This window comes from Antarctobacter sediminis, from assembly GCF_019218285.1.
GTDB lineage: Bacteria > Pseudomonadota > Alphaproteobacteria > Rhodobacterales > Rhodobacteraceae > Antarctobacter > Antarctobacter sediminis.
On the sequence record NZ_JAHUZG010000002.1, the window covers coordinates 445,842 to 467,839 of the forward strand.

24 protein-coding genes are annotated in these 21,998 nt (G+C 61.0%); 10 read left to right on the forward strand and 14 right to left on the reverse strand.

Annotated features, from left to right (window positions below; genetic code table 11):
* Positions 1-56: 56 nt before the first annotated feature.
* The 4 genes from KJP30_RS09910 to KJP30_RS09925 are packed head-to-tail and all read right to left on the reverse strand — an operon-like array spanning position 57 to position 3,862.
* Positions 57-839 (reverse strand): heme ABC transporter ATP-binding protein, encoded by a 783-nt coding sequence (locus KJP30_RS09910; protein WP_218448974.1) that lies wholly within the window; start codon positions 837-839, stop codon positions 57-59.
* Complete coding sequence (locus KJP30_RS09915; protein ID WP_218448975.1) at positions 836-1,903, reverse strand: FecCD family ABC transporter permease; 1,068 nt, start codon at positions 1,901-1,903, stop codon at positions 836-838. The genes KJP30_RS09910 and KJP30_RS09915 overlap by 4 nt, the downstream gene beginning before the upstream one ends.
* Positions 1,904-1,907: 4 nt before the next feature.
* Positions 1,908-2,807, reverse strand: a complete 900-nt coding sequence (locus KJP30_RS09920; RefSeq protein ID WP_218448976.1) for a heme/hemin ABC transporter substrate-binding protein — start codon at positions 2,805-2,807, stop codon at positions 1,908-1,910.
* Positions 2,804-3,862, reverse strand: coding sequence for a hemin-degrading factor (locus KJP30_RS09925; RefSeq protein WP_218448977.1), 1,059 nt, complete (start codon positions 3,860-3,862; stop codon positions 2,804-2,806). Before KJP30_RS09925 ends, KJP30_RS09920 begins: the two co-directional genes overlap by 4 nt.
* Before the next feature lie 200 nt (positions 3,863-4,062).
* On the opposite strand from KJP30_RS09925, the gene KJP30_RS09930 reads away from it, so the two are divergent.
* From KJP30_RS09930 to KJP30_RS09940, 3 genes are all read left to right on the forward strand, one after another.
* Positions 4,063-6,090: a TonB-dependent receptor domain-containing protein gene (locus KJP30_RS09930; RefSeq protein WP_218448978.1), complete on the forward strand. Its 2,028-nt coding sequence runs from the start codon at positions 4,063-4,065 to the stop codon at positions 6,088-6,090.
* Between the two features lie 237 nt (positions 6,091-6,327).
* Entirely contained in the window at positions 6,328-8,217 is a 1,890-nt protein-coding gene (locus KJP30_RS25175; protein ID WP_343222782.1) for an acyltransferase family protein, read from the forward strand.
* 203 nt (positions 8,218-8,420) lie between these two features.
* The gene (locus tag KJP30_RS09940) at positions 8,421-10,310 is read left to right on the forward strand and encodes an acyltransferase family protein (RefSeq protein ID WP_218448980.1); all 1,890 of its coding nucleotides are present in this window, start codon (positions 8,421-8,423) and stop codon (positions 10,308-10,310) included.
* 25 nt (positions 10,311-10,335) lie between these two features.
* On the opposite strand, the gene kce is transcribed toward KJP30_RS09940, so the two are convergent.
* Genes kce through KJP30_RS09955 form a run of 3 tightly spaced genes read right to left on the reverse strand, consistent with a single transcriptional unit; the run spans position 10,336 to position 12,202 of the window.
* Positions 10,336-11,265 carry a 3,5-dioxohexanoate:acetyl-CoA acetone transferase gene (gene kce, locus KJP30_RS09945; RefSeq protein WP_218448981.1) on the reverse strand — a complete coding sequence of 310 codons (930 nt, stop codon included), beginning with the start codon at positions 11,263-11,265 and terminating at the stop codon, positions 10,336-10,338.
* The gene (locus KJP30_RS09950; RefSeq protein ID WP_218448982.1) at positions 11,262-11,423 is read right to left on the reverse strand and encodes a hypothetical protein; all 162 of its coding nucleotides are present in this window, start codon (positions 11,421-11,423) and stop codon (positions 11,262-11,264) included. Before KJP30_RS09950 ends, kce begins: the two co-directional genes overlap by 4 nt.
* Positions 11,420-12,202, reverse strand: a complete 783-nt coding sequence (locus KJP30_RS09955; RefSeq protein ID WP_218448983.1) for a 3-hydroxyacyl-CoA dehydrogenase NAD-binding domain-containing protein — start codon at positions 12,200-12,202, stop codon at positions 11,420-11,422. Before KJP30_RS09955 ends, KJP30_RS09950 begins: the two co-directional genes overlap by 4 nt.
* Between KJP30_RS09955 and KJP30_RS09960 the strand changes: the two genes are divergently transcribed.
* From KJP30_RS09960 to KJP30_RS09990, 7 genes are all read left to right on the forward strand, one after another.
* Complete coding sequence (locus KJP30_RS09960; protein ID WP_343222783.1) at positions 12,190-12,642, forward strand: type 2 periplasmic-binding domain-containing protein; 453 nt, start codon at positions 12,190-12,192, stop codon at positions 12,640-12,642. The genes KJP30_RS09955 and KJP30_RS09960 overlap by 13 nt on opposite strands.
* Before the next feature lie 102 nt (positions 12,643-12,744).
* Entirely contained in the window at positions 12,745-13,260 is a 516-nt protein-coding gene (locus tag KJP30_RS09965) for a TRAP transporter small permease subunit (protein WP_218448985.1), read from the forward strand.
* Positions 13,257-14,570, forward strand: a complete 1,314-nt coding sequence (locus tag KJP30_RS09970) for a TRAP transporter large permease (RefSeq protein WP_218448986.1) — start codon at positions 13,257-13,259, stop codon at positions 14,568-14,570. Before KJP30_RS09965 ends, KJP30_RS09970 begins: the two co-directional genes overlap by 4 nt.
* A 431-nt stretch (positions 14,571-15,001) precedes the next feature.
* Positions 15,002-15,190 carry a type II toxin-antitoxin system HicA family toxin gene (locus KJP30_RS09975; RefSeq protein WP_218448987.1) on the forward strand — a complete coding sequence of 63 codons (189 nt, stop codon included), beginning with the start codon at positions 15,002-15,004 and terminating at the stop codon, positions 15,188-15,190.
* A gap of 63 nt (positions 15,191-15,253) precedes the next feature.
* Positions 15,254-15,682: a type II toxin-antitoxin system HicB family antitoxin gene (locus KJP30_RS09980; RefSeq protein WP_218448988.1), complete on the forward strand. Its 429-nt coding sequence runs from the start codon at positions 15,254-15,256 to the stop codon at positions 15,680-15,682.
* 252 nt (positions 15,683-15,934) lie between these two features.
* Entirely contained in the window at positions 15,935-16,750 is an 816-nt protein-coding gene (locus KJP30_RS09985; protein ID WP_218448989.1) for a KilA-N domain-containing protein, read from the forward strand.
* 193 nt (positions 16,751-16,943) lie between these two features.
* Entirely contained in the window at positions 16,944-17,696 is a 753-nt protein-coding gene (locus KJP30_RS09990) for a DUF3800 domain-containing protein (RefSeq protein WP_281421414.1), read from the forward strand.
* Positions 17,697-18,077: 381 nt separating this feature from the next.
* Here KJP30_RS09990 and KJP30_RS09995 read toward each other — a convergent pair whose 3' ends face one another.
* The 7 genes from KJP30_RS09995 to KJP30_RS10025 are packed head-to-tail and all read right to left on the reverse strand — an operon-like array spanning position 18,078 to position 21,998.
* On the reverse strand, positions 18,078-18,257 hold the full coding sequence (locus KJP30_RS09995; RefSeq protein WP_218448991.1) for a hypothetical protein: 180 nt from the start codon (positions 18,255-18,257) through the stop codon (positions 18,078-18,080).
* Complete coding sequence (locus tag KJP30_RS10000; protein WP_218448992.1) at positions 18,217-18,459, reverse strand: hypothetical protein; 243 nt, start codon at positions 18,457-18,459, stop codon at positions 18,217-18,219. Before KJP30_RS10000 ends, KJP30_RS09995 begins: the two co-directional genes overlap by 41 nt.
* Positions 18,456-18,941 carry an N-acetylmuramoyl-L-alanine amidase gene (locus tag KJP30_RS10005; RefSeq protein ID WP_218448993.1) on the reverse strand — a complete coding sequence of 162 codons (486 nt, stop codon included), beginning with the start codon at positions 18,939-18,941 and terminating at the stop codon, positions 18,456-18,458. Before KJP30_RS10005 ends, KJP30_RS10000 begins: the two co-directional genes overlap by 4 nt.
* Positions 18,942-18,944: 3 nt before the next feature.
* On the reverse strand, positions 18,945-19,376 hold the full coding sequence (locus KJP30_RS10010; RefSeq protein WP_218448994.1) for a hypothetical protein: 432 nt from the start codon (positions 19,374-19,376) through the stop codon (positions 18,945-18,947).
* On the reverse strand, positions 19,366-19,548 hold the full coding sequence (locus KJP30_RS10015; protein ID WP_218448995.1) for a hypothetical protein: 183 nt from the start codon (positions 19,546-19,548) through the stop codon (positions 19,366-19,368). Before KJP30_RS10015 ends, KJP30_RS10010 begins: the two co-directional genes overlap by 11 nt.
* Positions 19,545-19,766, reverse strand: coding sequence for a hypothetical protein (locus KJP30_RS10020; RefSeq protein WP_218448996.1), 222 nt, complete (start codon positions 19,764-19,766; stop codon positions 19,545-19,547). Before KJP30_RS10020 ends, KJP30_RS10015 begins: the two co-directional genes overlap by 4 nt.
* A gap of 3 nt (positions 19,767-19,769) precedes the next feature.
* Entirely contained in the window at positions 19,770-21,998 is a 2,229-nt protein-coding gene (locus KJP30_RS10025; RefSeq protein ID WP_218448997.1) for a hypothetical protein, read from the reverse strand.

A 21,998-nucleotide genomic window follows, 5' to 3' on the forward strand; every position in this document is an offset into this window, starting at 1 on the left:
GGTATCATTCGCCACGCGCCCGAACAATACCTGACAAAAACAATACGCCATTTTCATCAGGCCGTCGCCGCATGTGGCAAAACAAAGGGCACATCTTCCGGCGGTGGTGCCGAAACGCGCAGGGAACACCCATAGGCGCGCGACAGGATCTGATCCGTCAGCACCTTGGTCGGAGTACCGGCGGCAACGCAACGCCCCTCGGCCAGCACGGCGACGCAGTCAGCGAACAGGGCTGTCAGGTTCAGGTCGTGCATCACGGCAAGAACACCGCCTCCGGCCCGGGCGAAATCTCGGGCAATCTGCATGACTTGCAACTGGTGCCCGATGTCCAGACTGGAAACGGGCTCGTCCAACAGCAACCAGCGGGGCACGCCCTCTGACACCGGCGACCAGACCTGTGCCAGCACGCGGGCCAGCATGACGCGCTGCGCCTCACCGCCGGAGAGGTCCTGAAAGAACCGATCAGCGTAATGTGCCAACCCCACGCGGGCCAGCGCCTGCATCGGCACCTCGGGACGGTCGCCGGCAGTGCCGGATTGCAACCCGATCCGCACCACCTCGATCACGGTAAAGGGAAAGGCAAGGCGCGAGGATTGTGGCAGAACCGCCCGTTGCGCGGCCAGTTCATGAGCGGCCTGCCCGGACGTTATGCGCCCGTTCAGGGAAACCCGCCCCTCATACGGCAAGGTCCCGTCTATGGCGCCCAGCAGAGTCGATTTCCCCGATCCGTTTGGCCCCACGATGGCTGTGACCTCTCCGGGGCGCGCCAGCAGGTCGACGCCACGCAGGACTTCGCGCCGACCATAGCGCACACGGATGTTTTCGGCGTGCAGCGTCATGTATCGACCAGCCCCCGGCGTTGCAGAAGGATCCAAAGGAACACCGGCGCGCCCAGCACGGCGGTCACGATGCCTATGGGCAGTTCCGCAGGCGCGATCACCACGCGGGCAATCACATCGGCCAGGATCAAGAGACTGGCCCCCAGAAGCGCCGCGTTCAACAACAGGGTCCGGTGATCCGGCCCGGACCACAGCCGCAGCAGGTGTGGCACGACGATGCCGATGAACCCGATGCCGCCGGATACGGCCACCGCCGCCCCGGCCGCCCCCGCGACGGCAAGGATGGCAATGTTTTTCATGCGCTGAACATTGATGCCGATATGGGCAGCGGTCGCCTCGCCCAGCGCCAGCCCGTTCAACCCCCGCCCAAGCGCCAAGGCCGCGCCGATAGACAGCAGGATCAGCGGCCCGGCAGACAGAACCTTGGCCCAGCTTGCACCGGCAAGCGATCCCATTCCCCAAAAGGTCAGATCGCGCAGTTGCCGGTCATCGGCGATGTAGACAAGGATGCCCGACAACGCCCCCGACAGCGCCCCCAGCGCGATCCCGGCCAGCAACATTGTCGCCACAGAAGTCCGGCCCTGCCGAGTCGACACGCGGTACAGGATCAGCGTCGCGCCCCATCCCCCCAGAAAGGCCGCGAAAGGCGTCAGATGCGCCCCCGTGACCGCCTGAACGGACGGTGGGAGCGCCGCGCCCAGCACGATGGCAAGGATCGCCCCAAGGCCCGCACCGGCCCCGACCCCGACGATACCTGGATCGGCCAAAGGGTTGCGGAACAGGCCCTGCATCGCAGCCCCGGACACCGCCAGTGCCGCCCCCACAAGGACACCCAGCGCAAGCCGCGGCAGTCGAATGTCCAACAGGACGACCTTTTCGACCTGACTTAGGTCCGCCCCGCTCAGCAGTTTGCCCAGCAGTGCCGTCAGGGTCACATCCGCCGCCCCGACCTGAAGGCTTGCCAAAGCACAGAGCAACAGGACCCCAGTCAGGACGACATGCAGCGACCTTGCCCGGTCCAGCCGGTCGCGTGGCGGCATCAGTGGTTCGCTAAGTGCGGCCATCGGCTTATCCCGCGCCGCCGTACAGCGCACCATGCAGCGTCTCGACCGCTTCGGCAGTGCGCGGCCCGAAGCCAAGCATCAACAACCCGTCCAGACGCACGACAGAGCGCGTCGCGGCCGCCGGGGTCAACCGGATTGCGGGCATGTCAAACAGCGCGTCGTCCGGGGCTGCATGATCGCCTTGCCGTGTCATCATCAGGATAACGTCGGGCGCAGCACGGCCAACTGCCTCGTCCGTAAGCTGCTTGTAGCCGTCGAAAGCGTCGATCGCGTTGACACCGCCCGCCATGCGGATGATCGCATCAGCCGCAGTCCCGGTGCCCGAGGCGTTGATCTTGCCTCCCTGCGTCGACAGCACAAAAAGCACGCGCTTGCGATCCGCAGGTGCCACATCCGCTTGGGCGCGCGCCCTGTCCAGCGCTTGGCCGACCTCCTGTGCCAATGTCTCGGCCCGGTCCGGAACGCCCAGCGCATCTCCGATGACTGCGATTTTGCGCAGGATCCCCTCGGCATCCAGCGCATCGGGCACTTCGACAAAGTCCACTTCTGCCGCACGGATCACATCCAGTGTTTCCGGTGGCCCCGCCCCCTCTTCCGACAAGATCAGCGACGGCCCGACAGACAGCACACCTTCGGGAGACAGCGCGCGCATGTAACCCACGTCCGGCAGATGCGTCACCTCCGGCGGAAAGCTGGAGGTCGTGTCCCGCGCCAACAGGCGATGCTGTTGCCCAAGCGCAACGATGATCTCTGTCACCGACCCGCCAATGGACAGCACGTCCGCTGTCGGATGTTTCGGGTCCGGTTGCTGTGCCGAAACGGTCAGGGCGACAAGCGCGCCAAAGATCGCGGTCGACAGCCCGGTGAACAGGGCAATGCTCCGGGATGCAGACGTGCAGGTCATGCCGGCACCTCGTCCAGAACTGGCAGCGCCTCGACAATCCGGCCCCAAGCGGGACGGGAATCGCGGCCCTCCTTTCCGACACCGAAAATCTGAAAGATGATCCCGCCCTCGGCATCGAAGGCTTCGACCGAAATGGCCGGGCCGCGCTGCGTCGGTTTTTCCACGGCCCAAAGCTCGGCCACTTTGTCCAGTCGCAGGTGCAGGTTAAAGTCAGGATCCATCACGTTCTGCCACGGCCCCATCGGGTGAAGGGTCTCCAATGGGCCAGAGTGGATCTGGATGCAGCCACGGTTGCCGACAAAGACCATGACCTCGATCCCGGCGTCGCGCACCGCGTGCAACATCAGGTTGGTGGCCTGCGGGGCAAGCCTGTGCGCAAACGGAGCCCCGGCGATGCGGTAAGCCCCGAGCCGGTTCATCTTCAGCTTGGAACACAGGCGCAGGAACTGGTGCGTGTCGGTCAGCCGCGCCCATTCCTGCCGAAGGACGTCCAGCTTGTCAGGGCGCGATTTCGGCGCCTCCGTCGGCTGGCGTGGTTGAACCGCCTGCCCTTCGGACTGATCCTCCGACGCAAGATCCGAAACCAGCGAGGCCCAGTCCGCATGGGCCGACCCCTCACGCAGATGGATCTTGTGGATCGCATCCCCGGCTGCATCGAAGATCTGCAAGGACCGGCGCGGTGTGCCGCCCTCCCCGTCCGGCGCTTCCACCGCGAAAGCATGGACCCAATGGGACGGAAAGATCCGCAGGTCGATCTCTTCGGTCAGCACCATCGCCGCATGTTCGCCCGGGTGGTAATTGGAATAGCGCCCGACCTTTTCGTGAACACAGGCCTCGACTCGCGTCAGGGCCATGACCTCGCCCAGCCGCCCGGCGGCGGGCATCAGCACATCGGGATGCGCCGCGATGCGGGTCACGCCCTGACCGATACGTGCGGCGACAAGCTGAGCCTCGGCGATGCCGAGCTTTGAAGCCAGATCGCGGGCACGGAGTTTCGGGTTTTCCGCTGCGGCGGAGCGGATTTCGGCTGGCGACGGCGCAAGCTGCTCGGTCATGACATCCTCGGGGTTGGGAAGGTCTGCTGGCTTCGCACACCCAAGGTATGCGTGGCTTACGCTAATTACTTGACTGTTTTAGTCTGGATATCGTAACCCTGCAACCCGTCACGATAAGATTTATCGCATCGGCAACAATTCGCCCGCGCCAGCCCTTCGCAAGCCACGGCCCAGACCCATGGACATGAAGGACTGCACCCATGCTCACCCATTTCTTGCGCGGCACAACCGCGCTGGCCTGCCTGTCGCTGACGGCCCCCGCCACGGCGCAGGAAGACCCCGGTTTTCTTGGCACCTTGATCCTGACCGCAGGCAAGCGCGATCTCAGCTTTGGCACCGCCCTGTCACGCACCGTTATCGACGAGACCGAAATTCAGGACAGGCAGGCCAGCACCGTGGCCCAGCTGATCGACTCGGTCCCCGGTGTCACCCTGGTCAACGGCACCACGCCGCAAGGGTCGGGAATCAACATCCGGGGCTTTGGCGCCAACACGACCTACGGGTCGGACCAAAAGATTGCCGTTCTGGTGGATGGCGCGGCTGTGGGATCCGAAGAACTGTACCGGATCGGCACCCAGCTGTTCACCGACCCCCTGCTGTACAAACAGGCCGAAGTCCTGCGTGGCACCATCGGCAGCTTTGCCTACGGGTCCGGGATCATCGGCGGTGTCGTCCGGCTTGAAAGCAAGGATGCTTCGGATTTCACCGGCGGCGAACCGGGGCTGGCCGGATCCCAAACGCTGGAGTTCAGCTCGAACGGCGGTGGTGTGGTCAGTTCCTCGACGCTGGCTTGGCAACCGACCCGCCGGGCCGAGTTCCTGCTGAACTACACAATCCGCGATCAGGACGACCTGACAGCAGGGGATGGCAGGACCATCGGCAACAGCGCCTTTCGCACGCCCTCGGGGTTGGCAAAGGCCAAGTTCACCTTTGGCGAGGCCGACGCGCATGAACTGACCTTCAGCTATTCCCAGACCGTGGCTGACGACAAGGATGTGCCCTATGACCAGTTCGCCACCACCGGCGGCACCTTTGGCAATGTCGACCGGCTGACCGATACTAGGCAGGCCGTGATCGACTATCGCTACAACCCGGCCAGCGACCTGATCGACCTGCGCCTGAACCTGTCCTATGCGGATCAAATCATCGAATATGACTATGTGCCGGGATCGTCGCCCCTGGAAGGCACTCCGACCTTCGCCTTTCTGGAAAGCACGGTAAACGCCGACCAGCGTTACCAGACCAGCAAGCTGACCCTGTCGAACAGGTCTTTGTTCGGATCCGACGCCATGGAACATGACCTGTTGACGGGCGTCGAATTCATCAAACGCGACCGCAAGGACAACTCTGCCGCCAGCGCCCCGGGCGGGACGGACCGCCGCATCGCCCTGTTCCTTGTCGACGAAATCACCATGGGCGCGTTCACGGTGACACCCGCGCTGCGCTATGAAACCTCGATGATAGAAAGCGCGACAACCTACGGAAAGTTCACCAATGATGCGCTGATGGGCGGACTGGCCCTGGCCTATGATTTCGGCAACGGCCTGTCGGTCTTTGGCAGCGTTGCCTACACCGAGGGATTGCCGATCATCGACGATCTGGGGGCCAGCGCCGCCGCGCTTGCCCGGATGCACACGACCGAGAAATCACACACCTTCGAATTCGGCGCGGAATACACCGGGGCCGATGTTTTTGCCGCAGGCGACAGCCTGACCCTTCGCGGCAATGCCTACGCCACGACCATGTGGGACATCACAAGTTACACCGCCTCTGGTTCGACCTCGACGAACCTCGACCGGATCGAAACGCGGGGGTTCGAGCTTGAAGCCTCTTACGGCCATGCAACCGGGGTCTACGTCGATGTTGCAGGGCATATCGGCTCTGGCAAGGAATACGCGCCGGGGGTGGATGCGGTTGTCTGGCGCAACACGGCGGCCGACCGTTTGCAGGTGACGCTGGGCCGCAAATGGGGCGACACCCTCGACCTCAGCTGGGAAGCCGTGCATTCGGCCGACCGGCGCGACGCCCTTGGTGCCGATCTGCCCAAGGCGACCGTTCATAACCTGCGGGCAACATGGCGCCCGGAACAATCCGGCTGGATGGACGGCACCGAAGTCCGCTTCGGGATCGAGAATGCGCTGGACCTTGACTATGTCGGCCACCTGTCCTCGCCCACGCGCAAGGCCCCGGGCCGTACCTTCAAAATCAGCCTGACCAAGACGTTCTGACCCCGGCCACAGCACAAGAAAGGCGACGCACGCGCTGCGCCGCCTTTCCACCCCTCCCGGCGCATCTCTCCTGCACGTGGAATGACCATGGTTTCAGCGGGGCCCCCGCGCAACTGGCCCGCAGGCTTTGTTTCTTGGGTCCGGCCATGCAGACACGTTGCAATCGCAGGGCCAATCGGCTCTACGACCGACAAGACATTTGCTCGCCGAGGATGATTGATGAAGTAACAGCCTCACATTGATGGGCTCAGAACAGTTGCCGTTTTGCCCGTCGTCATTTTCCACCTCGGAAGCCCGCTGTTCCCCGGAGGTTACGTCGGCGTCGATGTCTTTTTCGTCATCAGCGGATTTCTCATCACGAGCATCCTTCTCGAAGACATCGAGAAAGACCGTTATTCGCTGCTGGACTTTTACAAGCGGCGCATTCTCCGAATATTGCCCGCTTTGTCGGTGGTCCTGCTGGCCACATTCTTCCTGTCCGGCCTGCTGTTCTTCGAGGCCGAAAGGGTCGAGACCGGCAAATCGATCATCGCCGCGGCGGCCTTCATTTCGAACTTCTACTTCTGGGCCGACGCCGGCTATTTTACCGCGCCGGCGGAATCGAAACTCTTGCTGCACACCTGGTCGCTGGCCGTCGAAGAGCAGTTCTACATCTTCTTCCCGCCACTTCTTTTTGCCATCGCGAAATTCGCCCAGCGCTACATGATCCAGATCGTCATTGGCCTGATCGTTCTGTCGCTTGCGGGCTGCATCGTGCTGACCATCAAGGACCAACCCACGGCATTCTACCTGCTGCCACCGCGGGCTTGGGAGTTGGGCATCGGCTCGCTGCTGGCAATACTCGCGCAAAGACAGCTTGCCCCGAAATTCGAAAAAGGCTGGATCGTCGGCTTGTTCGGTCTGGCCCTGACCATCCTGCCAATGGTCTTGCTGAACCGGACCTCTGCCTTCCCCGGCTGGAATGCCATCGCCCCGGTCCTTGGCGCCGCGCTCTTGATCGGTTGGGGCCAAAGCGGACCGGTCGGAGCGTTGCTGTCTTCCCGGCTTTTCGTCGAGATCGGCAAGGTCAGCTACAGCCTCTACCTTTGGCACTGGCCGGTCATCGTCTTCTGGAAAGCACATTCGGGCGAACATCTGTCCCTGACCGAAATGACCTTTCTTGCCGTTTTGTCGATTGCCTTGGCCGTGGCGTCCACCTACGGGATCGAACGCCCCTTTCGCACGTCGCGTGCCCGCGCATTCGCCCCGGCCAAGGTCACGTTTTGCGGCCTGATCGTTCTGGTCGCCTTTGGCGGTCTGGGATGGCTGGGAATGTCCGGCCTTGTTACCCTGCGCAGCTTTCCCGACAATGTCAGCCGCATCGCATCCTATGCGGACTACCGCAGCTGGCCCGATCACAAGGATCAGTTCCGCACCGGAACCTGCTTTATCACGCAATCCGACGCCTCGTTCGACGCTTTTGACCAACCCGGATGCGCAACCCCTGATCCGCAAAAGATAAATGTGCTTTTGATCGGTGACAGTCATGCCGCCCAATACCGCAACGCCCTGAACACGGCACTGCCGGAGGCACACGTGATGCAGGCGACGTCGTCTGGCTGCCGCGCGCTATTGGACGCAGAAGGGGCACCAAGATGCACCGACCTTCGTTCGTGGGTCTTCACCGAATTCCTTCCCGCCAACGATGTCGATCTTGTTGTCCTTGCCGGGCGGTGGCGTGAGGCAGAAATGCCATTTGTCTCCCCGACCCTGTCGCGGCTGTCGTCCTTGGCGGAACATGTCGTGGTGATTGGCCCCACCGTTGAATACGATGGCGTCTTTCCCGAAATTCTCGCGCGGAGCGAACTTACCGGGGACCACGTCGACTTTGATACGGTTCGGAAACCCGGCATGACCGCCATCAACGATGTGATGCGCCAAGCCACGGAAGCCTCCGGGGCGACCTATGTCGATGTTCTCGGCACCATCTGTCCCGACCAAACCTGCCATCTTGTTGCGCCTGACGGGGCACCGATGCAGTTCGACTATGGCCACCTGACAGCCTCTGGCGCGCGCTTTGTGATCCAAGAACACATCGAAACCCTCAAGGCGCTGACCGGGCGTGCAACAAATGATGACATGAAGTGACCTGACCACGGCCCAGCCAGGAACCCGCACACCTTTAGGTCCAAAAGCAGCTTGAGGATGCAATCCAGGCATCGCGCCCTGGCATTCCCGGGTTTGTCTTTGCGATCATCCAACTTGCGTGCAATAACCGCCGCGCGTTGTGACACGGCGGTCACCAAAGACCGCTACATTTTTTCTCGATTCTGCAATTCCAGGCGAACCAAATGAAGTACCAGCCTCACATTGATGGGCTCAGAACCGTTGCCGTGGTTCCTGTCATCGCGTTCCACGCCGCACATGACATTGCACCGGGCGGATTTATCGGGGTCGATGTCTTCTTTGTGATCAGCGGGTTTCTGATCACCTCGCTGCTTTTGTCGGACCTGGAGTCTGGAAAGTATACGATCGCGGAATTTTATGAACGCCGTGCCCGGCGCATCCTGCCCGCACTGCTATTCGTTGTCGCCTGTTCGTCGATCGCCGCTCTGGCGTTGCTGCCGGCGAACGATCTGCGCACCTTCGGGCTTAGCGTCACGGCCACAATGACCTTTGTGTCGAACATGTTCTTTTGGCGGGAAATCGACTATTTCGCCAACAACGCCGAGCTCAACCCGCTTCTCCATACGTGGAGCCTTGCGGTCGAAGAACAGTTCTACATCTTCTACCCGCTTGCTCTTGCCTTCATCTTCAAGTTCGGGCGCCGGGTCCTGCTGATCTCGATGGTCGCGGTTGGCATCCTGAGTTTCGGGCTGACGGTCGCGGCCATGGACATCAGTCCTTCGGCCGCCTTCTACCTGTTTCCATTGCGGGCATGGGAACTGCTGATCGGCGCGGTGGCGGTGTTTTTCTTTCGGCCGGCCGGATCGTCCGACCGCCCTGTCCTTGACAACCTTTTGTCGGCACTGGGCTTGCTTGCGATCCTGCTGAGCATTGCCTTTCTTGACGAAAGCCAGCCCTTTCCGGGCCTTCTGGCGCTGCCCGCCTGCGCCGGAACCGCATTGGTCATTCTGTTCGCCAGACCCGGAACCCTTGTTCATGCGGTTCTGACCCGCAAATGGATGGTCCTGCTGGGGCTGATTTCCTACAGCGCCTACCTTTGGCACCAGCCACTGATCGTCTTTTACAAACACGTATTCCCAGACGACACCATCGGTGTGATCGTCGCGGCCGTCGCGACGTTCCCCATGGCCTTCCTCAGCTGGAAATACATCGAACAGCCCTTCCGCAAGAAAACTTCGGGCCTGTCGAGGGCGCAGGTTCTGAAATATGCGTCAGTATCGCTTGCGGGGTTTGCATTGCTTGGCTTGTCGCTGACGGCCAACAACGGCTGGGAATTTCGCCACAGTCCCGCCGAACGAAAGGTGCTGAGCAGTTTCATCGACGGCAAGGACTATGTACCGGGACGGTTCAATGCCCTGCGTGGCCGGGCTTTTCCCGACGACACGGCCAAACCCAAGATCCTTGTCATCGGCGATTCCTACGGGCAGGACCTTGTAAACGCGATCTACGAGATCGGGCTGGACAAGGAACTGGAACTTTCGACCTACCATATCTCGGCCCGCTGCGGGAATCTGATGCTGGAGGATCTGGCCACCTATCAGGATGCCGCCGACCGTCGGCGATGCGCAAAAGCGTCGGACTATGATGATCCGCGTCTGGCGGCGCGGTTGCGTCAGGCGGACCAGGTGTGGCTCGTTTCGTCGTGGAACGCGTGGTCGGCCCCCCTGTTGCCCGCGTCCCTTGACGCGATGGCCAAGGCAACAGACGCAAGGATCGTCGTCTTTGGCCGGAAACACTTTGGTCTGCGCTCGACACACCGGTTCTTTTCGGGCGGGGTCGCTGCGCTGGTTGGCGAACGCGATCTTCCCCTCGATCTGGCCGAGGTCAGTCGTGAGATGAGCCAAACCATCCCACCACATGCCGACTATGTCGATCTTCAGAAGTTGCTTTGCGCAAGTTATGAAACCTGCACCAATGCGGATGCCGATGGAACGCCGCTGACCTTCGATGGCACGCATCTGACGCCTGAGGGCGCAAGGCACATGGGTGCCCTTTTGCGCCCCGTCCTTGACCAAATACTGTCCGCTCAAGTGGACATCGGGACCGACCCATAAGGGCCGGCCCCGCGCCGGTCGCGGATCAGAACGCGACCTTGTCTTTCCCCTTCAGCGCGAGCGCGGCGCGCGCTTCGTCGGGCGTCGCGATCTCCAGCCCGAGGTCTTCCAGAATGCCGCGGATCTTTGTGACCTGCTGGGCGTTTGAAACGGCCAGTTCGCCCTTTCCGATATACACCGAGTCTTCCAGTCCCACGCGCACATTGCCCCCAAGGATGGCCGCCATGGTCAGAAAGCTCATCTGGACGCGCCCGATGGCGAAGGCCGAAAGCCTGTAGTCCGACCCAAAAAGCTTGTCCGCGGTCTGCTTGAAATAGATCAGGTTCTCGGGGTCGGCCCCCATGCCTCCGGTCACTCCGAAAATCCCCTGGATCATGAAGGGTCCGGTGACCAGGCCTTTGTTTACCAGCGTCTTGAGGTTGTACAGGTGACCCAGATCATAGCATTCGTACTCAAAGCGGGTGCCATGCGCCTGCCCCACGTCGCGCATGATCTGTTCGATCATCTCGAAGGTATTGGGATAAATCGTCCCCCAGGTCTTTTCGAGGTAGGGCTTTTCCCAGCCGTATTTCCAGTTGTCGATCTTGTCGGCGACAGCTGCGGCTGAGAAATTCATCGAGCCCATGTTGAGCGAGGCAAGCTCGGGTTTGGCGCGGTGTGCCGGGGCCAGCCTTTCCTCCATCGACATGCCAATGCCGCCGCCGGTGGTGATTTTCACGATGGCGTCGGTGGACTCCTTGATCCTTGGCAGGAATTGCATGAACAGTTCCGGATCTTGTGTCGGGCGTCCATCGTCGGGGTTGCGGGCGTGCATGTGCAAGACAGCCGCGCCGGCCTCGGCGGCCTCGATGGCCGAGGCTGCGATCTCGTCGGGCGTGATCGGCAGGTAGGGTGACATCGTGGGCGTGTGAATCCCCCCTGTGATCGCGCAGGTAATGACGACTTTGCCGGTCATGATTGGGCCTCCAGTTCCGATTTCAAGGCAAGCAGCTTCATCAACGCCCGGTCGCGACGCTGCATTTCCCGCGCAAGGGTTCCTGCGGGCCGTTCCGACCGGCAGGCGGTTTCGATCTTTTTCAGGGTCTCGTCCGACCATGGTGCATCAACGGTCACCCCCGGCCCATGGATTGATAGTGAGCGCCAAACCGGCTGGCGTAGTCATAAAAACCGGACGGCGCATTCAGATCCATGGTCTGGAACGGCCCCATCAACGCCCAGCGCAGTCCAAGACTGTGCTTCATCACCGCATCCAGTCCTTCGGGGCTTATGACCCCCCGTGCAACCAACGCGACTGCCTCATTGACCACGGCTGTTTGCAGGCGGTTCATGACAAACCCTTCGATCTCTTTTTCGACGACCACAGGCACCTGCCCGACCGACTGCAAAAGCTCGCTGAACCGTTGCGTGATGGCAGAAGAGTGCCAGCCCGATGGGACAAGCTCGACCACCGGCATCAGGTGTGGAGGGTTCGCGGGATGCGCCACCATGGCCCGATCCCGGCCAGCAACCGCTTGCAGGAACTGCGAACCGGGGATGGTGCTTGTCGAACTGCCAATCAGGGCCTCAAGCCGCGCGGCCGCGTCAATTTCCGCGATCATCGCGGCCTTGACCTCGGCGTTTTCCGGACCGCATTCCTGAATATACGCGGCCTCTGCCACCGCGTCGGCGAGCGTTTCGCACAGGTGGATATCGCCCATCTGTGCGCCGCCGCCGGGCAACATCCCCGCCGTTTTCAGGTCCGCCAGCGAGGTGTGAACCGATGCCAACGCGAGCCGCGCTGCTTTGGGATCGTGGTCCCAAAGGTGGACGGCCCATCCCGCGCGGGCAAAGACAACCGCCCAGCCCCGCCCGATCAGCCCCGTGCCAACAATCGCGGCGCATTTCACCGTCATTCCTCCCACTCGATACCAGCCTCGCAACCGGCGTGATCGATGGCGCGGCGAGTTCCAATCTCATCGATTATCGGGATGGCGCATGGTTCGAACAGGCCGCCTATATCTGCCCGCACCCGCTGACGGGCGCTCAGGTCGCACCGACAATCGCCAACAAGGCACGTTTTGACAGCCTGCCTGACGACCTCAAGTCGATCCTTGAAAACGGCTCCTTGGTGCATGGCATCGATCAGGCCAACAAATCGACCACATGGGTGTCCGAGGCCGTCAATGAAATGGCCTCGAAAGGCATGAAATGGGGCCCGACCCTGTCGCCAGAGGATCAACAGAAATGGGCGGCTGCGGGCGACGCCGTCCTTGAGGAATATGCCGCCAACGATCCGTTCAGCGCCCGCCTGATCGAGATCCAGCGCCAGTTCGTCAAACGGATGCGCGCCTGACGCAAAGTGGCTGTCCCGGCACCAACCGCCGGGACAGCCCGGACCTGCAAAAGCGGTTCCTCTTTCGAAACATGACGACTTGAACGCACCGGGGGCAGGCTCATGGAAGTTGTAAAGCGGCTGGTCAGAGCAATTGACTGGATCAGCGCGAAGACAGGTTTGATCGTGGCCTTCCTTTTGCCGCTCATGGTGCTGGTGCTATTTGTTGAAGTGTTCAGCCGCTACGTCTTTCGCAGCCCAACCAGTTGGGCGCAGGAAGCTGCCATATACATGTTCGCCGCGATCGGTCTTGTTGCAGGTGCGGACGCCATGCGGAAAAAGGCCCACATCAGCGTCGATCTGTTCTACAGCATGTTTCCCGCGCGTGTCCGAGCCTGCGTCGACATTCTTGTGGCGGCCGTCGTCTTGTTCTTTCTTGGGCTGGTTATCTACTTCGGCAGCTTGGCCGCAATGGATGCCTTTTCCTTCGGAATGAAACGCCCGATGCGCCCTCAGCTGCCGCTGGGCCCGTTCCTTGCGCTGATCCCGCTTGGTGGACTGCTGCTGTTTCTGCAAACCGTCGCGAATACGCTCCGCAGCCTTGTCATGCTGCTGACTGGCAAGGAGCTTGAGGCATGAGTCCCGAAGAAATCCTCCTCATTCTTTTGGGGCTTGGCCTGATGGCACTGATCTCGGGCGGCCCGATCGGGTTGTTGTTCGGCGGCATGGCCATGGGGTTGGCCTATTTCAGTTGGGGGCCGCAAGCATTCCAACTGGTGGCCACGACCGCCAAGAGCAGCGTCGATTCTTTCCTACTGTTGTCGATCCCCATGTTTGTTTTCATGGGCCAGAACCTGACGCGCTCCGGCCTGGGCGAAGCAATGTTCCACGCAGGCCACGTATTGGCAGGACGCCTGAAAGGCGGGCTTGCCATTGCGGTCATCCTTGTGTGCAGTCTGATTGGCGCGATGGTGGGGATTGTCGGTGCCGGGATCATGACGGCCGGAACGGTTGCACTCAAACCCATGTTCGACCGTGGCTATGACCGCCGGCTTGCGCTTGGGGTGATCATGGCCGGTGGAGGTCTGGGCATTCTGATACCGCCCAGCGTGCCGATGATCGTCTTTGCATCGGTCACACAGACCTCGGTCGGCCAGATGTTCGCCGCAGCCCTTGGGCCGGCGGCTCTGATGATCGCGTGCTACATCCTTTACGTCGTCATCTATTGTCGGATCAATCCAGAGGCCGGGCCACCCCTGCCCCGCGAAGTCCTCGGCGGCACGAGGGAAAAACTGGTTGCCGCGCGCGATGGCGCAATGGCCTTCGGCCTGATCATCATCGTGCTCGGTTCGATCCTGGGCGGCATCGCCACCCCGACCGAAGCGGGTGCCGTTGGGGCCGTGGCCGCCATCGGCATTGCGATGATCTATCGCCGCTACAGTTTTTCCGTCCTGAAAGAATCGTCGGTCGAGGCCATGCGCCTGACCGGCGTTATCGTCTGGATCCTGATCGGCGTAACCGTCTTTACCAATTACATCATGTTCAGCGGCGGCGGCCGGTTGTTCCGCGAGTTCGCAGGCGACCTTGGCGTCGATCCGATCATGGTCATCATCCTGATGCAGGTCAGCATGTTGATCATGGGCTTTTTCATCGACGAGTTCATCATCGTCGTCGTCTGCGCCCCGATCTACACGCCTATCGCGGTCTCACTTGGGTTCGATCCGGTCTGGTTCGGTATCCTGATGATCCTGAACATGCAAATCGCCATCCAGACGCCGCCCTATGGGTTTGCCTTGTTCTATCTAAAAGCAGTCGCGCCCAGGGATGTCTCGATGGTCGAGGTCTATCGCTCGGTCGGTCCATTCGTGCTGATCCAGTTGACTGTGCTGATCACCTGCATGCTGGTTCCCGGCATCGTCACATGGTTGCCGAGCCTGCTGTTCCCCTGACCAATCTATTCGCCGCGCACGAAAGCAATGCTGCGCCGCCGCCCCTAGCCGGTGGCGAAAAACGATCAGTTTTCAAAGCGAAATGGCAGATATGGCGACCCCGGCAGGACTTCCTAAAATCCTAAAAACATGGGGAAATTTCGGCTATCCGGAAACCAAAACTCGCACGAGCCATCAATGGCTTACCCGGCGCGTGGAAACCGACCACCGGGGACCGCCACCGATGGTTTTCCACAAACGCAAAGCACGGCGCCAGCTTCCCAGCGGCCCTTTTTGAGGTGAGCCGGTCAAGGTTGGACGATCAATCAACCCTGACTGCGGGACTTCCGAAACAGCGCCCGCACCGCCTCGGAAAGTGTGTATTTATTTACACCAGCCTATTTACATCACCCATCAATCGGTGTATCTATATACACACGAAAGGAGGGGCGATGCAGCTTGAAACAAACTCCAGAAAGCTGCTGAAGGTTCTAAAAGGCGCAGGTTTCGAGGTGGTCTCGATCAAAGGCGATCACCACAAACTTCGGAAAGACGACATGACCGTGATTGTCCCGCACCCGAAGAAAGACCTGCCAATCGGAACCGTCAGAAGCATCTACAAAATGGCCGGGCTTCTTTAGCCCGGTCAACCAGTCCAATCAGTCTGTCCATCGCCCCTCCAACATCACGTTCGGAGTCTTATCATGCGCTATTACACAGCGATCGTTCACCAAGACGAAGGCAGCGCCTACGGCCTGACCTTCCCCGACCTCCCCGGCGCCTTTGCCGCCGCTGACTCTTGGGACCAGATCCCCCAAGTCACGGCGGAAGCGCTTGACCTCTGGTTTGAAGATCAACCGGATGTCGAGGCAGCTTCGCTGGAAGAGATCCGCCAAAGGCCGGAAGTTGCCGAAGAACTGGCGACTGGCGCCGTGCTGATGCCCGTCCCCTACATCCCCGCCGACACGGCCGCGGCGCGCGTCAATATCACCTTGGAACGTGGATTGCTGCGCGCGATCGACGAAACAGCCAAAGCGCGCAAGATGACCAGGTCGTCCTTCCTTGCATCCGCGGCCCGGAGGGAACTGACCGGAGTGAATCAGCAAAACATCGGCCGGATCAGCAAAGAGTAAAGCGGCAATATTTCTAAACCATTACGAAACAAGAAAAAAAACACCCAACAGTGGAGGTCTTGCCCTGACTAATCCGAAACTGGTAAAAAATGAATCACAGGAGCTTGAAGGGGCGACTTCCACACCAACCCCTTCAAGCTGAAACCTCAATACACGCCTGCAGCGTGGGGCTCCCTGTACCTCGGATATGACGAATAGTGTCAGATCCGTCAAGCCGCGCTGCAGCACAAATTGTCGCAGAAAGGCTTTGTGATGAGTAACATCGGTCCGGTAAGCCCGGAGAAAAGAGAAGCTGTCAGACGGCTGAATGTCCAATACAGCATGCAGCTGATCGAGCACGAGGTGCGAGGCGAACCCGTCCAACAGAGATCGACGGACGGCTACATAAACGCCACCGCTATGTGCCGAATCGCGGGAAAATCGTGGGGGCACTATCGCGAGAACGCCGGAACAACTGCGTTCCTGACAGCCCTCGAAAACGATGTCGGAATTCCGATATCGGTCCTCGTAAAGTCTGTGATAGGTGGTGCTCCCCATACACAGGGCACTTGGGTTCACCCTCAAGTTGCCATTCATCTCGCGCAATGGCTCTCGCCCGAGTTTGCAGTGAAAGTCAGCAAGTGGGTTTACGACTGGCTGAGCGGGACAAACCAGCAACCGGCCTATAGCTACCACCTGCGCCGCTACACTACCAACTTGCAGAACGTCCCGTACGGACATTGGTCCATGTTACAAGAATTGATGATCGGGCTCATTGGTCCGATGGAGGCGCGCGGCTATGTTCTCCCTGAGAACCTTCTGCCAGACATTTCGGAAGGGCGAATGTTCTGTAAGTTCCTTCGTGACGAAATGGGCGTAAACACTGACGAGTTGCCGACCTACCGGCACACCTTCGAGGACGGTAGAATAGTTTGGCCGAAAGCCTATCCGAACAAGCTCTTGCCACCGTTTCGAGAACACTTCTTTGAGATCTGGGTGCCCCAGAAAGCCGAGGGATACTTCCAAAAAAAGGACCCGAAAGCTCTTGAGTTCCTTCCTTACCTTCTTCCGAAGCCCTTCGCTGTGTGAGGCTATCGCTGGCCCTTCGGGGCCAGCATTATTCTGCGACCAGCACCCCTCCCTCACCCAGAAACCCGCGCATCCAACCTAAGTTCATGAGCATCCGCCTACAGCCCAAACCTCACTCGCCCCAGCGGTCACAAGCCCGGCCATTGCCCAAGCGCGGTTGACTCTTCTCTGCCAAAAGCGCTCTCCTCGCATTATGTACGACCATTATAAGCCAAGCATCCCTTTTCAAGACTACTCCATTTTTGCCGATGAGAGTGGGATAAGCAATGATCGGCACATGCTCGTCGGAGCTACAATTGTGCGCAGGGCATTCATGGAGTCCCTGTACGATAGGATGCAGAGGCTTCGCGAAGAACATTCAATGTTCGCAGAACTGAAATGGAGCAAGATTTCCAATCAAAAAATCGAAGCCTACAGGGCATTCGTTGATCTTTTTTTTGAGTTTACGGCGCGTGGAGCGGCTTCTTTTAGGGCCACCACGTTCGACAACCATATGTGGGATCATAACAGGTTTAACGATGGAGACGCCGACATCGGTGTCTCCAAGCTTTACTATCAGATGTTATTGCATCAGGTTATTGGTTGGTACGGTGATGTAGCTTCACTGTATATTTGCCTTGACCGTCGCTTGAGCACGACACCGCTCGAAAAGCTGCAACGGATATTAAACGCAGGCGCGGCCAAAGACTACAAGCTTACGTTCGGCCCAGTTCGAATTCTAACAGCGAGGGACTCCAAGAAGGAGGACTTGCTTCAACTGAACGATATTATTCTTGGTGCGGTAGCCTCTTACAAAAACAAACGCCACCTTGAGACTGGCGCAAGAGCGGCCAAGGTTGAAATAGCAAACTATGTCTTTGAGCGATCTGGTCTCAAAAGTTACGACACAGACAGCCCAAAATCTAAAAAAGACTTCCAGATCTGGAACAGAAAACCAAGGAAATGAGAGGAGCCCCATGTATCTAGGACTGTCTAGCAGTCTACGCTCATCGACGTTCTCCTGACCTCATCAGGATTTTCGACACATGATGACCCCTCGCAAATTTTATTGCACATCCCATGACCTTGACACAACCGTCTACTTTGTGTTTCGCGCGCGAGGCAAAAATTGGGCCCTTCGTGGGTGAGCCGCCTTCAGTAGGGCGGCATAGTGGCTCACCGGCTGGTCCTATAGGGCCAGCGACCCCCTCCAACCAACTCTATCCTTCGCCCCCTTAACAGCCCCGCGATCACCAAGAGCCTGCCCCCCGTTCCCCCCTACGCGTCACTTCCAAAACCCAGCCGCGCGTCTGCAATTTTCTTGCCCAACCCTACACCACCCCACCCGCTACTCCACGCACCCCCAGCGGTCGCAGGCGCGGTCCTGGTAGATCACCCATGCGCCGAAATCGGGATCTTCGACCAGCGCGTCAATTGTCTCCGGGCGGGCGTCGGGCGGCCGGCGCGACACGTCGCGGAACAGCGCGTCAGTCTGGACCGGGCCGGGACAGGCGGCGGTCCAGCTCACGGCGCAGAGCATCCCCATCGCGCGCCAGATCGTCAGTCTCATCATGCAGCTCCGTTGCGTCCTTCACCGTCTCGACGCGGCCGCGCGCCGCGTCCCGTTCGACCTCCAGCCGGGCGGCACGCCCGCCAAGCGCATAGACCGCCACCAGCAGCAGCACCGCCCCGGCCGCCCCGGCCAGAACCAACCGCAGCCGCCCGGTCACGCGGCCAGCCAGTCGCGTTGATCGACGCGCCAGCCCGGACAGCTCTTGTGGTCGGTGTAATCGTTGTGGCCCGTGACCCATTTCAGCGGGGTCAGCTCGCCCAGCTCGGCCAGGTAGTCTTGCAGGGCCACGCGCTGCGCCTCGGTGTAGTAATCCTCGAACCGGGCGCGATGCCGCAGAACCGAGGGCACCTCGCGCAGCGGGATCAGGCAGATCCCGATGGTCCCCCGGTTGCGCTCTTTCACATGGGCGCCAATCTCGGACAGCGAGCGCAGCAGGCTGGTGTCCCAAAGCAGCCGGCCATCGGTGCGGATGATCCGGTGATAGCCGATCTTGCGCCAGCCCTTCTGAACCACGTGCCAGCGCCAGAACGCATCGAGGATTTCTTGATCGCTCAGGCGTAGATCCCAATTCGCCGCCGTGGCCGAGGTGTGCAGAACTGCCTCGTGGACCGGGTATCGTGCCTTGCCTTGATAAATCATCGCTCAGTCCTCGTCTTGCTTCAGGCCACGGCGCAGCGCCAGCATCCGGTGCGGGTAAAACGCCATTTCAAGGGTGCGCCACTGGTGCCGCTCGCCGGCCGGCAGGCTCAGCCAGAGCGCGCGCAGATGCAGGTAGGCGGCCACGGCCCCGCCGCCCTTGAAAAACAGGTCAAGGTAATCGCCCAGGTTCCGCTGCCCCTCGATGGTCAGAAGCCCCGAATAGACCAGCGGATGCCCCAGCACCTGCCAGTAGAAGGCGTTGCCGCCATGGGCGAGAAAGCCCAGGAAAATGGCCAGCGCCAGCGTCCGCTCCGGGCGGTTCCGGCTGCCTTTTGGCCGGTAGGCCACCACGACCAGGCAACCCAGGGCCATGAGCGCCAGACCTGACGCAAAGCTGATCCAGTCGCCCGTGGCGGCGCAGATTTCACCGCACATCGTCCGGCCTCCTGTCGTTGAGTTCCAGTGTCAGGCGCAGCAACCGGTCCTGCCGGTCGCGCATCGCGGCCTTGGCCGCCTCGATCTGCTCGCGCCGCGCCGCTTCTTCCTTGTCGAAGCGGGCGCGCTTGGTGCTGGCAGGGGTCAGCCTGCGGAACAGGTCACGGATCATCGCCGGTCCCCCGCTGCGCGCTCCAGCGCGCGAATGGCCTCTTCCATGGTGCGCGACCCGTCCGCCGTGACCTGCATCATTTCGCGGAAATCGTTGAACCGCGCATCTTGCAGCTGATCGACGCGGCGGCGCTCGATCCACCAGGCCACGGCCAGCGCCACGATCACCACCGCGTTCAGGCCACCCCCCAGCATGTCGATCAGGGCGATCCAGTCCATCGGTCACAGATCCCGCAGGGTCCAGCGGAACGTCACATCCGCGCCGGGGTCCACATCCACCAGCGCGACGACATTCGTTGCGGTCACATTCGCCCACCATTTCGTGGCGCTGCCCCAGGTGCCCTCCGGGAAAATCGTCAACGCGCCGTTGCCCGGATCATAGGGCAGCCCATGCGCCTCGCTGGCGTTGGTGTTGCCGCTGGTGATCGTCACGGTCCCCGTCGCCAGCAGGCCATGTGACGGCACCCAGACCTCGCCGTTGAAATAGGCCCGGGCGCCGCCATAGTCCTGGCATTGCTCGACTTCCATGCCCTTGAACGGTGCGCCACCATTCAGGTCGTTCATTTCGGCCAGCGTATAGGCGCCACGGAAGATGATCTTGTTGTCTTGCTGGGTGCGGTTGTTGACGAAGGTCACGATCTCGCCTTGCCGCCTCGGGATGTACAGCGTGTTGTCAAAGCTGCCCGACCCGATGGTGATGGTGCCAACCAGATGCGAAAACTCCAGAACGCAGCTGGCGCAGTTGGTGACATTGACCCCGCCGCTGATCCGCGACCCGGGCAGCAGGTGAAAACCGTTCAACTGTGCCGTTTCACCCAGCTCAAGCCCAACGCCGCTGGCCGGCGCGGTCTGCAAGGCAATGCACGCCGATCCGCTCACGCCACCGTCGATCCTGACGCCCGAGGCGTAACTGGAAATGCAGTTCAGCTGAAGGTTCTCCAGCGTCCCGTCCTGAATGTCGGCGGCCCATTCGCAAAACGTGTCGCTGCCGCCCGCGATCCGCAGGGTGCCGGAAACGTAGGGGCTGACAGCCGAGGCGGGGTCTTTCTCGATCAGCAACCCCACGCCCGCCTCTGCGGTCGCACAACCGCGCACGATACCGGACAGGTCCCACCAGCCCTGCCGGATCTTCACGGCGGTCCCGTCGCTCTGCTCGCAGGCGAATGTCACGGCCCCGGACATTTTGCTGGCCCCCTCACAGGTGAAGAAGGTTGTGCAGTTGTGCGCGTTCATGAACAGCAGCAGCTCGTCCGGCGTGGTCGCGCCATTGGGCCGGATCAACAGCCCCGTGTCGCAGCCATCGGCCTGCACAAAAGCAGTGATATACTCGACCTGATTGGTGATCTCGACGCCGACATGACAGTCGGACGCCCCGAGGTGCAAAAGGCTCTGGTCGCGCTTCACCTGGTTCAGCACGATGCCGGTCACATCGGCGGTATTGTTCGACCGGTTGCCGTCAACACGCAGATCGACAGCGGCCGCGCGCGCATCGGCCCCATTGCTCAGGGTCACGCGGATCAGCTCGCCCAGCTCCGCGCCGTCCGCCTGTTTGAACACCACGTCGCCCAGCCGGGCAAGTGCCGCGTTCTGGCGCAAGTGCACAGGGTTCGACAGGGTTACATCGGAAAGGCTCTGATCGAGGTAGAATTTTACGCCGGCCGCATTGGTCAGGTGATGATCCGTTGCCTCGGCCGCCGCCACGGTCAAAACGGTATCCTCCGCGCGGGATCTGACCCGCGTCCCCTCGTCAAACCCGCCGTCAGAGGCCGCCAGGGCCAGCAATAGGCTGTCATAAAGGATCTCGCCCAGCCAACCGGTGCGCGAGGCCGTCGCGGCCCCCATCAGGTAGACCTGCATTCCCGGTGTCGAAGACACGAGAAAAACATCGTTCTCCGAAGAGGCCGCCTCACCCGCAGAAACGTTGGAAAAGATCGGCCTGCCCGCGGCGATGGCCGCCAGTTCGGATTGCGACTGCGCCGCCTCAGAGGCCGCACGGGCCGTCTCTGCGGCGGTCTGCGCGGTCTCCGCCGACCCCTGCGCCGTTTCAGCCCCGGTCTGCGCAGAAAGAGCGCTGTCGCGGGCGCTTTCAGCGGCCGCAACCGTCCCCGGCAGATGATTGACAACCCGGTATTGCGTGCCGTCAAACACGAAATCGAGCGCAGACCCGACAACCAGATCACCACCCGCCAGCGCATCGCCGGTGTTCGAGATCAGCGGCAATGCGGCGGTGCCGTCCAGCGCAAGGGACACCGGGCCGGTGTTCGCCGCGGCCACGATCATTCGGAACACGGCCTCTAGCGCGCCGCTGTTGTAGGACCGCCCGGAGGTTGCGGTGATTTCATCCCCCGAGCCTGTCGCCGTGACCGCAATCGGGCCGATCCGCGCGAGGATCGCCTGCAACTGGTCAAAATTCGCCACCTGTCCGGTAAGCGTGATCTCTGGATCCGCCAT

Excerpts from the sequence above, each read along its gene's own strand:
- KJP30_RS09910 (WP_218448974.1), bottom strand. The coding sequence starts at position 839 with ATGACGCTGCACGCCGAAAACATCCGTGTGCGCTATGGTCGGCGCGAA.
- KJP30_RS09915 (WP_218448975.1), bottom strand. The coding sequence starts at position 1,903 with ATGGCCGCACTTAGCGAACCACTGATGCCGCCACGCGACCGGCTGGAC.
- KJP30_RS09920 (WP_218448976.1), bottom strand. The coding sequence starts at position 2,807 with ATGACCTGCACGTCTGCATCCCGGAGCATTGCCCTGTTCACCGGGCTG.
- KJP30_RS09925 (WP_218448977.1), bottom strand. The coding sequence starts at position 3,862 with ATGACCGAGCAGCTTGCGCCGTCGCCAGCCGAAATCCGCTCCGCCGCA.
- KJP30_RS09930 (WP_218448978.1), top strand. The coding sequence starts at position 4,063 with ATGCTCACCCATTTCTTGCGCGGCACAACCGCGCTGGCCTGCCTGTCG.
- KJP30_RS09940 (WP_218448980.1), top strand. The coding sequence starts at position 8,421 with ATGAAGTACCAGCCTCACATTGATGGGCTCAGAACCGTTGCCGTGGTT.
- kce (WP_218448981.1), bottom strand. The coding sequence starts at position 11,265 with ATGACCGGCAAAGTCGTCATTACCTGCGCGATCACAGGGGGGATTCAC.
- KJP30_RS09955 (WP_218448983.1), bottom strand. The coding sequence starts at position 12,202 with ATGACGGTGAAATGCGCCGCGATTGTTGGCACGGGGCTGATCGGGCGG.
- KJP30_RS09965 (WP_218448985.1), top strand. The coding sequence starts at position 12,745 with ATGGAAGTTGTAAAGCGGCTGGTCAGAGCAATTGACTGGATCAGCGCG.
- KJP30_RS09970 (WP_218448986.1), top strand. The coding sequence starts at position 13,257 with ATGAGTCCCGAAGAAATCCTCCTCATTCTTTTGGGGCTTGGCCTGATG.
- KJP30_RS09975 (WP_218448987.1), top strand. The coding sequence starts at position 15,002 with ATGCAGCTTGAAACAAACTCCAGAAAGCTGCTGAAGGTTCTAAAAGGC.
- KJP30_RS09980 (WP_218448988.1), top strand. The coding sequence starts at position 15,254 with ATGCGCTATTACACAGCGATCGTTCACCAAGACGAAGGCAGCGCCTAC.
- KJP30_RS09985 (WP_218448989.1), top strand. The coding sequence starts at position 15,935 with ATGAGTAACATCGGTCCGGTAAGCCCGGAGAAAAGAGAAGCTGTCAGA.
- KJP30_RS09990 (WP_281421414.1), top strand. The coding sequence starts at position 16,944 with ATGTACGACCATTATAAGCCAAGCATCCCTTTTCAAGACTACTCCATT.
- KJP30_RS10005 (WP_218448993.1), bottom strand. The coding sequence starts at position 18,941 with ATGATTTATCAAGGCAAGGCACGATACCCGGTCCACGAGGCAGTTCTG.
- KJP30_RS10010 (WP_218448994.1), bottom strand. The coding sequence starts at position 19,376 with ATGTGCGGTGAAATCTGCGCCGCCACGGGCGACTGGATCAGCTTTGCG.
- KJP30_RS10015 (WP_218448995.1), bottom strand. The coding sequence starts at position 19,548 with ATGATCCGTGACCTGTTCCGCAGGCTGACCCCTGCCAGCACCAAGCGC.
- KJP30_RS10020 (WP_218448996.1), bottom strand. The coding sequence starts at position 19,766 with ATGGACTGGATCGCCCTGATCGACATGCTGGGGGGTGGCCTGAACGCG.
- KJP30_RS10025 (WP_218448997.1), bottom strand. The coding sequence starts at position 21,998 with ATGGCGGATCCAGAGATCACGCTTACCGGACAGGTGGCGAATTTTGAC.